This window comes from Empedobacter sp. 225-1 (assembly GCF_030328185.1).
Taxonomy (GTDB): Bacteria; Bacteroidota; Bacteroidia; order Flavobacteriales; family Weeksellaceae; genus Empedobacter; species Empedobacter stercoris.
Window position 1 is genome coordinate 1 of record NZ_JACALO010000030.1, and the last position, 18,843, is coordinate 18,843.

Sequence of the window (18,843 nt, forward strand, 5' to 3'; positions counted from 1 at the left end):
AATGAGCCCGATACAATATCGAACTCATTTTTATAATTATTAATTTTTAATCTGTCCAAACTTTTGGGGGCAGTCTATATTGAAGTGGCTTTATATATCCATTGATTTTTATTAGCTAATTCTTATAGGATATCCTGATATTCCTTCAATTACAATTTTTGGATTTTGTTTTAACAAAACGATTAATTGTCTTAATTTTTCTGCATTTGTATCAGAATTAAACATATCATCGTGCATCAAAATTACCAAATGATTTTTTTCAAATGTTTTATTTTGATCCAAACGGTTTACAATACCATTGTAGATATTTTCGGGAGAAGTTAAGCCCTCTTGGTTGCGGTTCCATTCATAATCCCAACCATAAATATAATATTGATTTTTGGCGATTAAATCAGCAGTTGGAATTGCATTTTTCATAGGGTCGTCTCTTTTACGTTTATTCAAACGCCACGTATTGCGTGCAGGCAAACGAACCCAGCGCGAATGTATGTCCAAAACCACTTCATTTTTGCGAATATCTTCATAAACTTGTTCCGGTATGCTGTAAAAAGTTTTGTATTTGTTTCGTGCATGAGAAAAAGTATGATTGGCAATTTCTACATTCGGATTTGCTTTATAATCTTCTACATTTTGTTTCAAATCTTTTGTAAAAGCATTAAAACCAACCAAGAAAACAGTTCCTTTTACATTTTCTTCTGTTAATATTTTATTGATATTTTTACTTCCTTTGTAAGGACCATCATCAAATGTTAAATAAACATATTGTTTTGTCGAATCAACTTTTTGCAGTTTTTCAGCTTTAACAATTGTGTCTAATTGTAACAAAGAAGAGTCAATTTTTACGGTATAAATAGAATCGACATCATCTTGCAAAATTTCTTTCGGTTCAGAAATTGAAGTTTGATTTTGAACGGAATGATTTTCGTTTTTACACGAAAAAATGACAAGTAAAAAGGCGATTACGAAAACATTTTTTAGATGTTTATTTGTTTTGAACATTGGTTATTTAGGTTTTTTGCGAAATTAATAATTTAATGTGATTTGAATGTTAAATAATTGATGTTATTTATAAGATTATTTAGTATTTACGGTTTTTAATTGTTGTAGATATTGTTTAATTATTTGATTTACACCATCTTCATCATTTGAAGGAGCGCTAAAATTTGCAATTGCCTTAATAGAAGGATGTGCATTTTCCATAGCAAAACTATATTTTGCCAAATTTAGCATTTCGTAATCATTCATAAAATCGCCAAAAACAATGATTTCTTCAGACGAAATATGTAATTTATTCATCAATGCTCGTAATGCGACACCTTTATTTGATTTTTTGTTCATAACATCTAACCAAACATCACCTGAAACAACTACTTTAAGGCCATGTTTTTCAAAATTGATTAATCTTGGAAAAACATGATGTTCTGTTCCTCCTTGATGATTTACCGCTATTTTAATGAATTGTTCGTTTTCGATTTGTGTTAAATCTTCAACCCAAACATTTTTGTCGTAAAAATTTTTAAAATATTCTAAAAACGTTTCATCTTTCGATTCAACATAAGCGGCATTTTTTCCTGCTAAAACAAGATGAGCACCATCAATTTTTCGAACTTCTTCAATGATTTCTTTTATTATAGATTTATCCAATTCATCAACAAAAACTTCTTGACCTTTATACGTTACATAAGTACCGTTTTCGGCAATAACCGCTAATTCATCTTTTATATGCTCAAAATAGTTGATTATGCTATAATATTGGCGTCCACTTGCAGGCACAAATAGGATGTTATTTTGTTTTAATTCTTCATAGATTGTATAGAATTCAGGATTTAATGAATGATCTGAACGTAATAAAGTTCCATCCATATCAGTCACTATTAATTTTATATTTTGCATTGATTTTATTGAATAAAAAAGGCCTCTTAGTTGAGGCCTTAAAGATAGTTATAAATTCTTGTTTTGTTCTTCTGCATCGCCAACCATATTTCGAATAACACCAGGATTTGAATGTTTTTTCTTCATTCTCAAATTTAAGAATTCAACCAAAACTGAGAATCCCATTGCGAAATAAATGTATCCTTTCGAAATGTGTTGATCAAATCCTTCTGCTAATAGCGAAACACCGATTAACAATAAGAATGATAATGCTAACATCTTAACTGTTGGATGATCATTTACAAATTTAGAAACAGCGCTTGCCGACAACATCATTACAGCTACTGCGATGACAACTGCAGCAATCATTACTTCGATATGTTCTGCCATACCAACTGCTGTAATCACCGAGTCTAAAGAGAAGACAATGTCTAAAATTAAGATTTGAATAATTGTACCAGCAAAAGAATGTACTTTTACTTTTCCTTCGTTTTCTTCTACGCCTTCTATTTTGTGATGAATTTCAACGGTTGATTTATAAATTAAGAATAGACCTCCAATTAATAGGATCAAATCACGCCCAGAAATTGCTAATTTCTCTACCCATTCAATTGATGTTATTCCAATCCAATCGCCAATATTAAATAACGGTGTCGTAAGACTCATCACCCAACTTAGCGAAAACAATAAGATAACACGTGTAAACATGGCTAAGAATAAACCAAGTTGTTGTGCTTTTTTCTGTTGATGTGCAGGTAATTTTCCTGATAAAATAGAGATAAAAACAATATTATCGATTCCTAAAACAATCTCTAACATCGTTAATGTAAACAATGCAATTAATGCATCGGGTTGTAAAAAAATACTAAAATCCATTGATAATTTTTTAAAAAAAAACGAAAATACAACGAGATTGATATTTAATTTTATGTAAATAATTATTTAATGTTAATTTAATGTTAATTTAATGTTAATTTAATGTTAATTTAATGTTAATTTAATATTGACTTCATAATAGAGTTTTATTAGTAAATAATTCATTCAAAAAGCTATTTACAATCAAGAATTTAATTCTACTTTTGCCAAAAAGCTAAAGATGATTTCAAACGTGCAGTTCCGATTACAATTTCTTGTCTTATTGTGGGGATTTACAGGTGTTTTCGGTAAACTTGTAACCATGAATGCTTTGCCTATGGTTTGGTATCGCGTTTTAATTGCCGCAATTGCAGTTTTTGTTTACATGAAATTTAAGAAATCTGATTTTCAAGTTTCTAAAAAAGAGTTGTTAACACTATTGGGAATTGGAGGTATTGTAGGTATACATTGGTTTACGTTTTATTTATCTATTAAGCTTTCAAATATTTCTATTGCATTGAGCACACTATCAATGGGCGCACTTTTTAGTGCAGTATTAGAACCTATTTTTTTCAGAAGACGAATTAATCTCCTCGAAATTATCTTAGCAATTATTGTTTCAGCCTGTGTTGCTGTTATTTTTAATGCATCACCAGATGATTATAAATTAGGGATTATCATAGGTATTTTATGTAGTTTTTTATCCGCATTATTTGCTGTTCTTAATTCGAGATTACCAAAAAGCATAAAACCTACAAAAGTTACATTTTTTGAAATGGTTGGAGGACTCATCACACTTTCTTTGATTATGGTACTGTTACAACCAGATGCAATTACGGAAGTTATAAATGTAAGTTGGTCAAACTTAGGATGGTTAATATTACTTGGAGTTATTTTTACAGCATTTGCACAAATTGAATCTGTCGCTTTATTGAAACATGTAAGTGCTTTTACCATGATGTTAAACGTAAATTTGGAACCTGTTTACGGCATCTTTTTAGCAAGTCTTATTTTTGGGGATTCAGAACTTATGACACCTGTCTTTTATATTGCTACAGGAGTAATGGTACTTTCTATCGTTATGAATGGAATCTTAAAAGCAAAGTTTTTTAAATAATTTGTTGTCATAAAGACGTAATTGTTTTAAGAAATGGTTATCATTTAATACATTTGTTTTAATTGAAAAGTAAACCATAAAAAATGATAAACTCTATTATAACAGGTGTCGGACACTATGTGCCAGAACGTGTAGTTACAAACTTTGATTTAGCTGAGGTAATGGACACCAATGATGAATGGATTCAGGAACGTACAGGTATAGTTGAAAGAAGACATATCGAAACTGGCTCTAAAATTTCATCTACAGATTTAGGTGTAATTGCGGCTAAAAATGCATTAGAAGATGCAGGAATCACAGCACAAGATATCGACTTTATTTTATTTGCAACTTTATCGCCAGATTATTACTTCCCAGGAAATGGAGTGTTGGTTCAGAAAGAATTAGGATGTCGAACAATTGGTGCGATGGATATTCGTAACCAATGTTCTGGTTTTGTGTATGCCTTGTCTACAGCAAATGCTTTTATAAAAGCAGGTATTTATAAAAATATTTTAGTAATTGGAGCAGAAGTTCATTCATTTGGTTTAGATTATTCTGATGAAGGACGAGGAGTTTCTGTTATTTTTGGCGATGGAGCAGGAGCGGTAGTTGTTTCGGCTTCAGAAGAAGAAGGTCGTGGAATTTTATCAACAAACTTACATTCAGAAGGAGAATTTGCGGAAGAATTAGCCGTTACTTTCCCAGGAACTAAAACAGGTTGGTCAGACGAATTGTTGAAAGATAATCACGGATTAACAAAAAAAGAGATTTACCCGTACATGAACGGAAATTACGTTTTCAAACATGCGGTAACTCGTTTTCCAGAATCAATTGTAGAAGCATTAACTGCTGCAAATAAAAAGCCAGAAGATTTAGATTTATTTATTCCACATCAAGCCAATTTGCGTATTTCTCAGTTTGTTCAAAAACAATTAGGATTACCTGACGAAAAAGTCTACAACAACATTATGCGCTACGGGAATACAACAGCAGCATCTATTCCGATTGCATTAAGTGAAGCGAAAAAAGAAGGTAAGATCAAGAAAGGAGACTTGGTGATGATGACTGCTTTTGGAGCAGGATTTACATGGGGATCTGTGTTAATAAACTGGTAATTATTCGATAGAAATTAAAATTAATTTAGATGATATACAAAACCCTTCGCTATAAAGTGAAGGGTTTTGTACTTCTGTAAAATCATTATCAATTCTTTAAAAAATAGGATACATATTGTTTTAAAAACTTTTATATTATTTATAATAGACTAAATTGATAAAATTCATTACAATTTTATAACGCAAATATATTCGGGATTAGTTATATTTGTGGAGTTTAAAAAATTATAATAACAAAATCAAAATAAAACTATATGAGTTCTTATGATGTAGCCGTAATTGGTGCTGGACCTGGAGGATATGTTGCTGCAATTCGTTGCGCACAATTAGGATTTAAAACAGCAATTATCGAGAAAGAAAGTTTAGGTGGTACTTGTCTTAATGTTGGATGTATCCCATCAAAGGCTTTATTAGATTCTTCTCATCACTATTACGATGCAGTAAATCACTTTAAAGAGCACGGAATCGAAATTGAAGCTCCAAAAGTAAACTTCACTCAAATGATTGCTCGCAAAGCAGGTGTTGTAGATACAAACGTAGCTGGTATCAAATACTTGATGAGTAAAAATAACATTGATGTGTTAGAAGGTACAGGTGCTTTTAAAGATGCAACTCATATTGTTGTAACTGCTAAAGACGGTTCTACTCAAGAAATCGAAGCAATAAATACAATTATCGCAACAGGATCAGTTTCATCTGAATTACCATTTGCGCCAACAGATAAAACTCGTATCATTACTTCTACAGAAGCGTTGGCTTTAACAGAAGTTCCTAAACACTTAATCGTAATTGGTGGTGGTGTTATCGGATTAGAGTTAGGTTCTGTTTATTTACGTTTAGGTTCTCAAGTAACAGTTGTTGAATATGCAGACCGTGTTATTCCAGGTATGGACGGTGCTTTGTCTAAAGAATTGACAAAAGTATTGAAAAAACAAGGAATGAAATTCCACACTTCTACAGGTGTAACTTCAGTTGTAAATAATGGAAACGATGTAACATTAAAAGCGGCTTCTAAAAAAGGAGAAGAAATTGAAATTAACGGAGATTATGCTTTAGTTGCAGTTGGTCGTCGTGCTTTCACTGGTTCTTTAGGTTTAGAAAATGTAGGAATCGAAGTAGATGAAAGAGGACGTATCAAAACAAACGATCATTTACAAACAAACGTTTCTAACGTTTACGCAATTGGAGACGTTGTTGCCGGTGCAATGTTAGCACACAAAGCAGAAGAAGAAGGTGTATTGGTTGCTGAGCAATTGGCAGGTCAAAGACCTCATATCAACTATAACTTAATTCCTGGCGTTGTGTATACATGGCCAGAAGTTGCTGGAGTTGGAAAAACAGAGGAGCAATTAAAAGAAGAAGGAGTAGAGTACAAAGTTGGTTCTTTCCCATTCAAAGCTTTAGGTCGTGCACGTGCTTCTATGGATACGGATGGATTTGCTAAAATTTTAGCAGACAAAAATACAGACGAAATCCTAGGAATGCATATTATTGGTGCTCGTGCTGCTGATTTAATTGCAGAAGGAGTTACAGCAATGGAATTCCGTGCTTCAGCAGAAGACTTAACAAGAATGTCTCATGCACACCCAACATTTGCAGAAGCGATTAAAGAAGCTGCTTTAGCTGCTACAGACAATCGTGCAATTCACGCTTAATCAATAGATTTAAGATAAATTCAAAAAGCTGTTCGTAAGAACAGCTTTTTTTATTATTTTTAAAATTAAATACAAATCAAAATGGATCATATAAGTACACTATTCAAAGAACATTGGGACACCATTTTAATTACGGTTTTATCAATTGTGATTTTTCTTCTTGTTTTAAACAATAAACGCAAGAATCCAAGAAGATAGGTTAAAAATAAAGTGGATTTGGAAATATAAATTGGTAATTCAATTCGTTGATAATTTTATCCGACGAGATGATTTTACCTTTTTTTATTTCAGAATTTATTATTTTTTGATGTTGTTGATAATTCAAAATTTCTTCTTTTGTAGGATGTTTTGGTGCAACAATATTATAAATAGATGAAGTTTTATTTTGTTGAATTAATTGTGCTATAATTCGACAAACATCTTCAAAATGAACATGATTAACAACTTGATTCAAATGAGGACGTTCAAAAGTTAAATAGTTTGATAAACGGCGATTATCGCCCATCAAACCTCCTAATCTTAGGATATTAAGCTGCGGAAATTGCATTTGCAATTTGTTTTCAATAAATAAATAAGGTTGATTTAGCTTATCTTTTTCCAACGTATTTTCGCTGATAATTTTTTCTACATCTGGATAAATTCCAGTACTACTTATCAAAAAAAGTGGTCGACTATATGTTCCGATAAACTGAATAATTTGATTAAATCTAATTCTCAACTCATCTGTAGTATTGCGTTTTCCAAAAGGAATGGTAATAATAATAAACTCGAATATACTGGTATCGATACGTTGTAATGATGTTTGATCGAAATTGATCGAAAGGCAATTTGGAGCATCAGACTGTCGTTTGGTTGAAGTAATTTGATAGTGTTTTGCAAGATGTTCTTCTAAGCGACTTCCCAACCAACCTTTTCCAATAATTAATCCTTTCTTCATATTTTCAAAACATTCGATAAATATAAATATAATAAATACTATTTACAATGATTAATTATGTTATAAATTAAATTTATTTATGATATTTTTAACAAAACTTAAATTATGTCGAACAAAACAATTTTAAAAATTGCATTTGTACCCATTTGGTTACTGTTTATATTGTTTGCTATTCAATATATATTTGGATTAATTAGCGAACCAAATACACTGCATGTTGTTATAGGTGTCGTATTGTTAAGTATTTTAATTTTTACAACTTTAATTATTTTCAAAAAAATCTATTTTACGAATGAATAAAAATTTAATCAAATTAATTGCAGGAGGAACACTTTCATTATTTTTATTAGTTGTTGCAATAGCTTGTACAGAACGCATTGATGCTGGTCACGAAGGTTTACTTGTCAAAATGTACGGATCAGACAAAGGTGTGCAAGATGTTGCTTTAGTAACGGGTCGAGTTTGGTATAATCCTTTGACAGAACAAGTGTTCGAAATTCCAACTTATGTGCAGACTATCAATTATGAAGCATTCACAGTTAATGCAAAAGATGGTTCTGTTTTTACGGTTGACCCTACAATTTCGCTTAAAGTTATAGATGGAGAATCGCCAAAAATTTTCAAAAAATATCGTCGTAATATTAACGAAGTTTTACAGAATACTTTAGTTAATCATATCAAAGATGTTTACCGTATCGAGTTTAATAAATTTACTACAGATCAAATTATTAGCAGCCGCGAAGCTTTTGAAAATGGAGTTCAGCAAAAAATGAATGCATTTTTGAAACAAGAAGGATTTATTTTAGAACAATTGACAAGTGGAATTCAATATCCTGAAGCAATTACAAAAGCCATTAATGCTAAGAATGCCGCGATACAAGAAGCACAACGTGTAGAAAACGAATTAAAAGTTGCGGAAGCAAATGCTAAAAAATTAATTGTACAAGCCGAAGCTGAAGCAAGAGCAAATGAATTGAGAAAAGTTTCTTTAAATCAATTATTGATTCAACAACAATTTATAGAAAAGTGGGATGGAAAAACAGCTATTTATGGAAACGCTCCTTCGTTTTTCAAAGCAGTTAATTAACATTATCTACATAATTATTATTCAAAAAGAGATTTATTAAACCAAATCTCTTTTTATTTTTGCTTAATGTTAGAAATTCTTTACCAAGACGACTATATTATTGCCATTAATAAGCCAAGTGGTTTATTGGTTCATAAATCTTTTTATGCGCGAGATGCTTCTGTTTTTGCAGTTCAAGAGTTGCGCAACCAAATAGGAGGGCAACACGTTTATCCCATTCATCGTTTAGATCGCAAAACATCTGGCGTACTTTTATTTGCTTTAGATAAAGAAAGTCTAAAAATTATGAATGACCGTTTTGCCACACGTGCGGTCGAAAAAAAATATTTGGCGATATTACGTGGTTGGGCACCAGAAGAGCTAACAATAGATTATGATTTAACCAATGATGATGGTGTAAAACAAAACGCAATTACTTACTTTCATCGCTTGCAAACAGCTGAAATTGAATTGGCTTTCAATAATCATCCAACTTCTCGTTATTGTCTGGTTGAAGCAATTCCAGAAACTGGTCGAATGCATCAATTGCGAAAACATTTTCGGCACATTTTTCATCCTATTTTAGGAAGTCGTCCACATGGCTGTAATAAACAGAATAAATTGTGGTTAGAGAATTTTGGATTGAAAGGAATGATGCTTCATGCCCATGAGTTAGTGTTTAATCATCCTGTTTCAAATAAAAAAATCACGCTTCATGCGAAAGTTAATGAGGAATTTACTAAAGTTGGAGAAATATTGAAATTGGATTTGAAAAAATACCTATAATTAGGGAGTGTTAAATTATTGAAATTGAGTGTTATATTTTGTAAATTAGGTAATTAAAATCTACAAGCTTATGAAACATTACATTTACTCACTTTTTACATTTTTATTCTTCTTTAATTGCACCGAGAACAAGTCAGAAGTTAAACAGCTTACAACGTTAGAACTTTCTGAAACATCAGAATTTAAAGATGCTTCTGAGGATAAAAAACAATTATTTTATGAAATTAAAGCATTTCAAAAAGATTTACAAAGTAAAGAATCAATTAAATTTCCAGACTATTTAGATTGTCCAAAACGTGTTGAAGAATTAGACTTGAGCACAAAAAATACGACGATTAGAACAGATGTAGAATCAAATTCTTTTCGTTTGTCAACAAATTTGGTAAAGGATAATTTTGAATTAATTTACAATGAATTGGATTTAAATATTATTAATGAAGTGATAAAAGCAATTCCTGAAACAGAAATATTAGCGAATGACTTTGTTTCGACAAATGTAAAAATTGGAGATTGTGATTACCACACTTCAATTTCGATGAAGGGAAAAGAAGTCGCATTTGATATTAAATCAACGACTGAAAAAAATGAATGCAAAAAAGATCAAAAATGGAAATTTGTCTCAAACGGAGAAATTTTAGTTTTAGATCATCGAAAAATGTTATAATAAAAAAAAAGAAGTTCAAATTTTGAACTTCTTTTTTTTATTTTAGTGCGAATGTACATGCATAGAAACGGTTAAATAAGCCAATAAAAATCCAATTATAATTGAGCCAAATTTTTGTAGATTAAATTTGTGTCCTTCGTTACTTTCGAATAAAATGACCGTTGAAATATGTAAAAATATTCCAGAAACAATTGCGCTCATTTCTAATGAATAGTTCGAAATAATGGTGTGTTTTCCTAAGAAATAACCTATTGGAGCGGCTAATGCAAACAAAGACATAAAGAGAAAACGTTTTGCGTTAGATTCTGTATGTTGACACAATGCGCTAAATAAAATCATCGAAACAGGAATATTATGTACAAAAATTGCCCACATAAAATCATGCGAAGCTGCATTTGCAACGGGAATTCCTTCGATAATAGAGTGAAGAAATAATCCTCCGAAAATTCCGAATGGAAACTGCTCTTTTTTATGCAAATGTATATGCCCGTGCTCGACACCCTTGCTAATTGTTTCTAAAATATATTGCACAACAACTCCTAACAAAACAAACAAACCAATCGAATGATGACTATGATGATCTGAGGGATGTCCGTAAACTTGAGGTAATATTTCTAAAACGGTCATCGCTAAGAAATAAGCACCACTAAAGGTGAGCAGTAATTTTGAGTTGTGTTTGTTTTTGAGTAAAATTCGAGAGAATATCACACCAATTAAAACACTTGAAATTAAGATTAAACTTTCTTTCATTTGTTTAATACTAAAATTAATCGGTCGGATGTTTGTTCATCAAAATCATCCAAATTGTAATTCCCAAAAGCTTTGTCTAATACAAAACCTTCAGTTTCATATATTTTTTTGAAATCATTGAAATAAATCAATCGAACATATTCTTCGAAATGAAAAGTTTCGCCTTTATCTTCAAAATCAATTTCTTTTTTAATAAATCCATTTTCAATTGACTTTGTGATTTTAAATAAAATTCCGTCAATTACTTTTTCCTCATAGGGAATCATGTGTGAAACAACTTTTTCTGCATTCAGATAATCCAACACAAAAATTCCATGCGATTTAATTTGTTGTTTTACGGCTTCAAAAACGCTAAAATTATCTTCATATTTCTCGAAGTAACCAAAACTTGTAAATAAATTGAAAACAGCATCAAACTCGTTTGGATGATACACTTCGCGCATATCGTGTACTTCAAATTTTAAGTGTTCATTTTCATATTGTTTTGCAAAAGAAATACTTGCTTCGGCTAAATCTATTCCCAAAACATCAAATCCTAATTTATTCAACGTAATCGAATGTCGGCCTTTTCCACAAGCTAAATCCAACAGTTTTGCATGTTGCGGAAGTTGTAAGTAATGGGTGATTTTTTTGATAAAATCTTCTGCTTCTGTTAAGCTTCTGTTTTTGTATAAAATATGATAATATGGCGAGTTAAACCATTTTACAAACCATTGTAAATCCATTGTTGTTATTTTTGGCAATTTTGACAAGTTCCTGTAATGACACAATTACAATCTTGCATAGAGAAACCTTCGGGTAAATTAATTTTTATTTCTTCTTTCAAACAAATTAATTGATTGCAAGTTGTACAGCGAAAATGAAAATGATCGTGATGATGTTGGGTGTGTTCACAACTTGTTTTGCACATCGCAAAATAGTTTACACCATCATCGCCAACAACTTTATGCATCATTCCATCATCGCAAAAATTATTTAGAATACGATAAATTGTCGCTCTATCCATTTTTCCTTGCAATTGTGTCTCAATTTGTTCTTGATTCAATGCAGTAGAACACGAATTGAACAAATCAATAACCGCTTGTTTGGTTGGTGTATTTCGTCGTTTCATCTCTTAATGCAAATATGTTGCAATAATACAAAGAAAGTTAGAAAATAAAAAATCCTATTCATGCCGAATAGGATTTTATTTTGAATAGTTCCGAAACGAATTCAGTTAACGATTTATGTCAACGATTTATATCGCTTTACATTTCTCTTTCAACCAAGTTGTTTCTTTCTCATCTAAGAATGGAGAAATTTTTTCGAATACAAATTGGTGATAGTTATTTAACCACTCAATTTCTTGAGTAGTCATCAAATTGTTATCAATTAATTTTGTATCAATCGGAGAAACAGTAAGAATTTCAAACTTCAAGAAATCCCCAAACTGAGTTGACATCGCTGGTTGAACAACCATTAAGTTTTCGATACGAATTCCGTATTCACCATCGCGGTACAAACCAGGTTCGTTCGAAAGAACCATTCCTACTTTTAGAGGAGTTAAATTCTCTTCTAATCGAATACTTTGCGGCCCCTCGTGTACACATAAGAAATGTCCAACGCCATGACCTGTTCCGTGTCCGTAATTAAAACCATTTTCCCAAAGCGCTTTACGTGATAAAACATCTAACAAAGAACCACGAGAATTAACAGGAAAAACAGCTTCTGATAAAGCAATATTTCCTTTTAAAACCAATGTATAATCAATTTTTTGTTGAGCAGTTGGCTCACCTAACATCAATGTACGTGTGATATCTGTTGTTCCTTCTAAAAATTGTGCGCCCGAATCAATCAATAACATTTCCTCTTTTCCTAATGTATAAGCAGATTCTGGAGTTGCAGAATAATGATTCATCGCACCATGATCAGCGTAACCACAAATCGTTCCGAAACTTGCACCTTTAAAGTTTTCTTGTTGAGCTCTTAATTCGATTAATTTATCTGCAACCGTAACTTCATTGATATTTTGTTCGATATTTTCTTCTAACCACATGAAAAATTTCGTCAATGCAACACCATCTTTTACCATTGCTTGGCGGAAACCATCTAATTCAACTTCGTTTTTTTGTGATTTTAGATGTGTTACAATTGATGAAGCTAATTTGATCGTTGATGATGAAGGTATAGCTTCGTATAACGATTGATTAACTCGATTTCCATCTACCAATACATGCGATTTTTCGTTTTGTTTCTTTAAATAATCGTAAACCGCTAAATAAGGTTGAATTGTAATTCCTTCATTTGCTAAAGCAGTTTTTGTTTCTGGAGTTACTTTTGCTTCATCTATAAATAAATACGCATTTTCTGTATCCACAGCGGCATATGAAATTGTCAATGGATTATAGTTAACATCATTTCCACGAATATTAAATAACCACGCAATTTCATCCAACGAATTCATGATATATACATTGGTATTTGCTTTTTTCATCTCATTGCGCACTTCCGAAATTTTTTCTGAAGCAGATTTTCCAGCAAATTTTACATCATAAATATAGAATGGATTCTCTGGTAAAGCAGGACGATCTTGCCAAGCTAAATCAATTAAATCAATATTTTTAACTGAAAGTTGATTGAATGAAAACTCGTTATAATTTTCTGCAAAAGCATTGTGTGCAAACATCTGTGGATTAAGACCTACAGTTTCACCTGCTTTTAATTGAGAAATAATCCATTCATTAATTGAAGGAGTTTCAGGCATTTTCATTTTCATCAATTCGAAAGTGGTATCTTTCAATTGATCTTCTGCTTGAATAAAATATCTTGAATCTGTCCAAACAGCAGCTTTTTCTAACGTGACAACTGCCGTACCAGCCGAACCATTGAAACCTGAAATCCATTCACGTTCTTTCCAACGATTTGGTAAATATTCGCTTCCGTGAGGATCTGTACCTGGAATAATAGTTGCACTTACACCATTTTGTTTCATAACTTCTCTCAAGGCTGAAAGACGATCAGTGATTTTTTCCATTTTATATCGTTCTAAAATTTGACTTTTTTACGGGCGAAAGGTACGAAGAATGAAAAATAAAATCTCGATTGTTTTAAAATCTTGAAGCAAGAAAGTTTAGAAAATTGAAAATCGATTATTCCTTTCTCAATTTCCTTTATTTCCCGTACTTTTGTAAAAATTTTATTTCCTTGGAAAATTTCAGAATGATTGCGAAAACCTTTTTTGGTTTCGAAGAAATATTGGCGCAAGAATTAAGAGCGTTGGGTGCAGCAGATGTAAAAGTTCAAAACCGAATGGTTGAATTTAATGGCGATTTAGGTTTTATGTATAAAGCCAATTATAGCCTGCGTACAGCATTACGTATACAAAAACCAATTCTTACATTTTCAGCGAAAAATGATCATCAATTGTACGAGAAATTCAAGAAATTCCATTGGGAAAATTATTTGAATGTCGATCAAACTTTTATGATTGATCCAACTGTTTTTTCAGATTATTTTACACATTCGCATTATGCAGCGTTAAAAGTAAAAGATGCTATTGTAGATCGTTTTAAAGAAAAGGATGGTCGTCGTCCGAGTATCGATAAAGACTTTCCTGATGTACGTTTCAACTTACATATTTCGCACGACAAAATTACATTGTCTTTAGATTCTTCGGGAGATTCTCTGCACAAACGCGGTTATCGTGAAGAAACTGGACCAGCACCAATTAATGAAGTTTTAGCAGCAGGTTTGTTGTTAAAAGCGGGTTATGATGGAAAAGGAAATTACCTTGATCCGATGTGTGGTTCGGGAACTTTGTTAATCGAAGCAGCGATGATTGCAAATCATATTCCACCACAAATTCATCGTAAGCATTTTGCTTTTCAGAATTGGCCAGATTATGACGAAACATTGTTTACGCAAATTCGTAACACACGTTTAAATCGAATCAAAGAATCAGAATATAAAATCGTTGGTTATGAAATTTCGCCAATGATGGTGAAAATTGCACAAGCAAACATAAAATCTGCAGATTTAGAAGAGTTTATTGAAGTTAGAAATCAAGATTTTTTTACATCTAAAAAAGAATTATTCCCAGTTTTATTGGTTTTCAATCCGCCTTATGATGAGCGTATCGAAAATAATAACCAAGAATTTTACAAACAAATTGGAGATACATTAAAATCGAGTTATCCAAATACTTTGGCGTGGTTTATTACATCAGATTTACAAGCCAAAAAATATGTCGGTTTACGTCCTTCGAGAAAAGTAAAAGTATTTAATGGTAAATTAGAATGCGACTTTTTACAATATGAAATGTACGAAGGAAGTAAAAAAGCTAAAAATCAAAATTAAGAAAAGTGAGTCAATTTATTAAAGAAATCTGTCAAGATCAAAAAGTATATATTTTAACTTCAGAAGAAGGTTTTGCTGTTTCGTACTCAGAGGAATTTGAGTATGAAGATGGTTCTAATTTAGAGGTGATTTGCTTTTGGTCGAATACAGATTTAGCTAAAAATGCGAAACATAATCAATGGGAGAATCATAAAATTGATTCAATCGATTTGAATACTTTTTTAGAAGAATGGTTGTTCGGAATGATTGAAGAAGTTTCTTTGGTTGGAATTAATTTTGACGAAACTTCAAAAGGAGAGGAGCAAAGTCCTTTGGATACCATTTTGGCAATTGTTCACGAATTAAATCAAACGAAATCTACTTTCAAACTGAATCATTTTAAGAATTTAAACGAAATTCAGCAAGTAACGTTGGAATTGAAAGAATCATTCAATCAATAATTTATTTTGGAAAAAGAAGATTTACAAATTTCGATAATTATTGCGGTTTACGAACGTCAAGATGAATTGACAGAATTATTGTCAAGTTTAACAAAACAAACGGATAAGTCATTCGAAATTATCATTGTAGACGATGGTTCTACAAATAAATTGGATGTGGTTTGTGCTAAATTTGATTCTCAATTAGATCTTCATTATTACTACAAAACAAATTCAGGTCCAGGAAAATCGAGAAACTATGGTATGGAAAAAGCGAATGGAAATTATTTCATTTTCTTAGATTCTGATACCATTATTCCATCAACTTATATCGAATCTGTAAAAAAGGAGTTGATAACTAATTTTGTTGATGCTTTTGGTGGACCAGATGATGCAGATGAATCGTTTACAGATTTGCAAAAAGCCATTACGTTTTCGATGACTTCTTTTCTGACAACAGGTGGAATTCGTGGAGGTAAAAAACAAATAGGTAAATTTCAACCACGTAGTTTTAACATGGGGATTTCTCGTGTAGCCTATGAAAAAACGGGAGGATTTGCAGATTTACGTGTTGGAGAAGATCCAGATTTATCGATGCGTTTATGGGAAAATGGTTTTGACACTCGTTTGTTTCAAAATTCGAAAGTGATTCATAAACGTAGAACTTCCTTGAAAAAATTTGCTAAACAAGTCTATCAATTTGGGGTTGCTCGACCAATTCTTAATCGACGTCATCCAAAATACATCAAACCAACTTTTTGGTTTCCGAGCTTATTTTTTGTCGGAACAATAGCTGCTTTTCTTTTGTTAGTATTGAGTTTTATCGTTCCAGCGTATAAATTTATCCTGCAACTTCCTTTTGTTTTGTGGTTAATTTATATGTTTTTAATCTTTATATTTTCAACCATACGATTCAAATCTGCGATTGTAGGTTTACTATCTATTCAAACGACTTTAATTCAATTTTTTAATTACGGATATGGATTTTTAGAAAGTCAATTCAAATTAAATCTACTTAAGCAAAATCCTGAAAAGGCTTTTCCAAGTCATTTTCATATTGATTAATTTTTGACTTATTATTCTGGGTATAAATTATGTTTATTCAGATAAAATGATGAGTTGAAAACCTTCTATCATGAATTTGTTTCATAGAATAGTTTTTATTTTAGGCATTTATATCACTTCCAATTAATCTTTACGGGTAGTCTCTTAAAAATTTTGTAATTTTGCACACTTAAATTATAGTAATGCGTACGAAATCGACTGGGAAAAAGAAAATAAATGTAATTACGTTAGGGTGTTCTAAAAACGTATATGATTCTGAAGTATTAATGGGACAATTGAAAGCAAATGGAAAAGAAGTAGTTCATGAGCAGTCAGGAGAAATTGTTGTGATTAATACATGTGGTTTTATTGATAATGCGAAAGAAGAAAGTATTGATACAATTTTAGACTATGTACAACGTAAAGAAGACGGTTTAGTAGAAAAAGTTTTTGTGACAGGATGCTTATCTGAGCGTTATAAACCAGATTTATTAGAGCAAATACCAGATGTTGATCAATATTTTGGAACACGTGAGTTACCATTGTTATTAAAAGCTTTAGGTGCAGATTATAAACACGAATTAGTAGGGGAGCGTTTAACGACTACACCTCGCCATTATGCGTATTTAAAAATTGCCGAAGGTTGCGATCGTCCATGTTCATTTTGTGCAATTCCCTTGATGCGTGGTGGAAACGTTTCTCGTCCAATCGAAGATTTAGTTACGGAGGCAACTAAATTAGCGAAAAATGGAACAAAAGAATTGATTTTAATCGCACAAGATTTAACCTACTACGGATTAGATATCTATAAAAAACGCGAATTAGCAAGTCTTTTAAAAGAATTGGTAAAAGTAGAAGGGATCGAGTGGATTCGTTTACATTATGCTTTTCCAGCTGGATTCCCAGAAGATGTTTTAGATGTAATTCGTGAAGAACCTAAAGTATGTAATTATTTAGATATTCCTTTGCAACACATATCGACAAACATTTTGAAATCGATGCGTCGTGGAACAACAAAAGAAAAAACGAATGCTTTATTAGAAGCTTTCCGTTCTAAAGTTCCAGGAATGACCATTCGTACGACGTTAATTTGTGGTTATCCAGGAGAAACGGAAGAAGATTTCCAAGAAATGAAAGAGTGGGTTCAAGCTCAAAAGTTCGATCGTTTAGGATGTTTTACTTATTCTCATGAAGAAAATACACATGCTTATAATTTAGTGGACGATGTACCAGAGGAAGTAAAACAACAACGTGTGGAAGAAATTATGGAGATTCAATCTCAAATTTCTTACGATTTGAACCAAGAAAAAATCGGTCAAACATTTAGAGTGTTGATAGATCGAAAAGAAGGTGATAATTTTATTGGTCGTTCTGAACATGATTCGCCAGATGTTGACAACGAAATTTTAATTTCTGCAGTAGATACTTATTTACCAATTGGTGATTTTGTTAATGTAGAAATTATCGAAGCGTATGAATTCGATTTAATAGGTAAAGTAATTGATTAACTCAATCTATATAACAATAAGAAAACCACTCGATTGAGTGGTTTTTTTATGTTTAGTATAAAACAATTTAATAATTGATTTTATAAAATCATTTCAGGGATTTCTCCTTCAATAATTAATTTTCCTTCAGTTGCATTTTTAATTTCTTCTACCGAAACACCTGGTGCGCGTTCTAATAATTTGAATCCACCTTCTGGTAAAATTTCTAACACAGCTAATTCTGTCACAATTTTTTTAACACAATTAATTCCTGTTAAAGGTAACGTACAACTTGGTAGTAATTTAGATTCTCCTGCTTTGTTTACATGTTGCATGGCAACAATAATATTATCTGCAGAAGCGACTAAATCCATTGCGCCTCCCATTCCTTTTACCATTTTTCCTGGAATCTTCCAATTTGCAATGTCTCCATTTTCAGAAACTTCCATTGCGCCTAAAATAGTTAAGTTAATTTTTCGAGCTCTAATCATTCCAAAACTCATTGCCGAATCAAAAAAGGCTGAACCAGGTAAAGTGGTGATTGTTTGTTTACCAGCATTGATAAAATCAGGATCTTCTTCACCTTCAGTAGGGAAAGGTCCCATTCCCAATAATCCATTTTCTGATTGCAAAACAACATTTACATTTTCAGGAATATAATTGGCAACCAATGTTGGAATTCCGATGCCTAAATTCACATAATATCCATCTTTAACTTCTTTCGCAATACGTTTTGCAATTCCATTTTTATCTAACATT

General features: G+C 31.7%; 19 protein-coding genes. 10 read left to right on the forward strand and 9 right to left on the reverse strand.

The window, feature by feature from the left end; all coding sequences use genetic code 11:
• Nucleotides 1–111: 111 nt before the first annotated feature.
• The 3 genes from HX088_RS09695 to HX088_RS09705 all read right to left on the reverse strand — a co-directional run bounded on the left by HX088_RS09695 (nt 112) and on the right by HX088_RS09705 (nt 2,748).
• Nucleotides 112–999: a polysaccharide deacetylase family protein gene (locus HX088_RS09695; protein ID WP_260542946.1), complete on the reverse strand. Its 888-nt coding sequence runs from the start codon at nt 997–999 to the stop codon at nt 112–114.
• A 75-nt stretch (nt 1,000–1,074) separates the two neighbouring features.
• Nucleotides 1,075–1,893 (reverse strand): HAD family hydrolase, encoded by an 819-nt coding sequence (locus tag HX088_RS09700; protein WP_286484031.1) that lies wholly within the window; start codon nt 1,891–1,893, stop codon nt 1,075–1,077.
• Between the two features lie 48 nt (nt 1,894–1,941).
• Nucleotides 1,942–2,748: a TerC family protein gene (locus HX088_RS09705; protein ID WP_260542950.1), complete on the reverse strand. Its 807-nt coding sequence runs from the start codon at nt 2,746–2,748 to the stop codon at nt 1,942–1,944.
• Between the two features lie 220 nt (nt 2,749–2,968).
• Between HX088_RS09705 and HX088_RS09710 the strand changes: the two genes are divergently transcribed.
• The 3 genes from HX088_RS09710 to lpdA all read left to right on the forward strand — a co-directional run bounded on the left by HX088_RS09710 (nt 2,969) and on the right by lpdA (nt 6,596).
• Nucleotides 2,969–3,844 (forward strand): DMT family transporter, encoded by an 876-nt coding sequence (locus tag HX088_RS09710; protein ID WP_260542952.1) that lies wholly within the window; start codon nt 2,969–2,971, stop codon nt 3,842–3,844.
• Between the two features lie 83 nt (nt 3,845–3,927).
• Complete coding sequence (locus HX088_RS09715; protein WP_260542954.1) at nt 3,928–4,941, forward strand: 3-oxoacyl-ACP synthase III family protein; 1,014 nt, start codon at nt 3,928–3,930, stop codon at nt 4,939–4,941.
• A 254-nt stretch (nt 4,942–5,195) separates the two neighbouring features.
• A complete protein-coding gene (gene lpdA / locus HX088_RS09720; RefSeq protein WP_286484035.1) occupies nt 5,196–6,596 on the forward strand; it encodes a dihydrolipoyl dehydrogenase in 1,401 nt (466 codons plus the stop codon).
• A 199-nt stretch (nt 6,597–6,795) separates the two neighbouring features.
• On the opposite strand, the gene HX088_RS09725 is transcribed toward lpdA, so the two are convergent.
• A complete protein-coding gene (locus HX088_RS09725) occupies nt 6,796–7,533 on the reverse strand; it encodes a Rossmann-fold NAD(P)-binding domain-containing protein (RefSeq protein WP_225539201.1) in 738 nt (245 codons plus the stop codon).
• Nucleotides 7,534–7,825: 292 nt separating this feature from the next.
• Between HX088_RS09725 and HX088_RS09730 the strand changes: the two genes are divergently transcribed.
• The 3 genes from HX088_RS09730 to HX088_RS09740 all read left to right on the forward strand — a co-directional run bounded on the left by HX088_RS09730 (nt 7,826) and on the right by HX088_RS09740 (nt 10,049).
• Nucleotides 7,826–8,620, forward strand: coding sequence for a prohibitin family protein (locus HX088_RS09730; protein ID WP_171622136.1), 795 nt, complete (start codon nt 7,826–7,828; stop codon nt 8,618–8,620).
• A gap of 66 nt (nt 8,621–8,686) precedes the next feature.
• Nucleotides 8,687–9,385: a pseudouridine synthase gene (locus HX088_RS09735; RefSeq protein ID WP_171622135.1), complete on the forward strand. Its 699-nt coding sequence runs from the start codon at nt 8,687–8,689 to the stop codon at nt 9,383–9,385.
• 70 nt (nt 9,386–9,455) lie between these two features.
• Complete coding sequence (locus tag HX088_RS09740) at nt 9,456–10,049, forward strand: hypothetical protein (RefSeq protein WP_286484037.1); 594 nt, start codon at nt 9,456–9,458, stop codon at nt 10,047–10,049.
• A 42-nt stretch (nt 10,050–10,091) separates the two neighbouring features.
• Here the strand turns inward: HX088_RS09740 and HX088_RS09745 are convergent, their stop codons facing one another.
• From HX088_RS09745 to HX088_RS09760, 4 genes are all read right to left on the reverse strand, one after another.
• Nucleotides 10,092–10,799 (reverse strand): ZIP family metal transporter, encoded by a 708-nt coding sequence (locus tag HX088_RS09745; RefSeq protein ID WP_171622133.1) that lies wholly within the window; start codon nt 10,797–10,799, stop codon nt 10,092–10,094.
• Nucleotides 10,796–11,524 carry a class I SAM-dependent methyltransferase gene (locus HX088_RS09750; protein WP_171622132.1) on the reverse strand — a complete coding sequence of 243 codons (729 nt, stop codon included), beginning with the start codon at nt 11,522–11,524 and terminating at the stop codon, nt 10,796–10,798. Before HX088_RS09750 ends, HX088_RS09745 begins: the two co-directional genes overlap by 4 nt.
• A gap of 5 nt (nt 11,525–11,529) precedes the next feature.
• Nucleotides 11,530–11,910, reverse strand: coding sequence for a Fur family transcriptional regulator (locus tag HX088_RS09755; protein WP_171622131.1), 381 nt, complete (start codon nt 11,908–11,910; stop codon nt 11,530–11,532).
• A 126-nt stretch (nt 11,911–12,036) separates the two neighbouring features.
• Nucleotides 12,037–13,812 carry an aminopeptidase P family protein gene (locus HX088_RS09760; RefSeq protein WP_286484038.1) on the reverse strand — a complete coding sequence of 592 codons (1,776 nt, stop codon included), beginning with the start codon at nt 13,810–13,812 and terminating at the stop codon, nt 12,037–12,039.
• A gap of 164 nt (nt 13,813–13,976) precedes the next feature.
• Here HX088_RS09760 and HX088_RS09765 point away from each other — a divergent pair, with 164 nt between their 5' ends.
• From HX088_RS09765 to rimO, 4 genes are all read left to right on the forward strand, one after another.
• Complete coding sequence (locus HX088_RS09765; protein ID WP_171622253.1) at nt 13,977–15,134, forward strand: THUMP domain-containing class I SAM-dependent RNA methyltransferase; 1,158 nt, start codon at nt 13,977–13,979, stop codon at nt 15,132–15,134.
• Between the two features lie 5 nt (nt 15,135–15,139).
• Nucleotides 15,140–15,574 carry a DUF2750 domain-containing protein gene (locus HX088_RS09770; protein WP_171622129.1) on the forward strand — a complete coding sequence of 145 codons (435 nt, stop codon included), beginning with the start codon at nt 15,140–15,142 and terminating at the stop codon, nt 15,572–15,574.
• Between the two features lie 6 nt (nt 15,575–15,580).
• The gene (locus HX088_RS09775; RefSeq protein WP_260542970.1) at nt 15,581–16,618 is read left to right on the forward strand and encodes a glycosyltransferase family 2 protein; all 1,038 of its coding nucleotides are present in this window, start codon (nt 15,581–15,583) and stop codon (nt 16,616–16,618) included.
• Nucleotides 16,619–16,800: 182 nt separating this feature from the next.
• A complete protein-coding gene (gene rimO, locus HX088_RS09780; protein WP_171622127.1) occupies nt 16,801–18,105 on the forward strand; it encodes a 30S ribosomal protein S12 methylthiotransferase RimO in 1,305 nt (434 codons plus the stop codon).
• Nucleotides 18,106–18,185: 80 nt separating this feature from the next.
• On the opposite strand, the gene HX088_RS09785 is transcribed toward rimO, so the two are convergent.
• Nucleotides 18,186–18,842, reverse strand: a complete 657-nt coding sequence (locus tag HX088_RS09785; RefSeq protein WP_171622126.1) for a CoA transferase subunit B — start codon at nt 18,840–18,842, stop codon at nt 18,186–18,188.
• Nucleotide 18,843 lies beyond the last annotated feature (1 nt).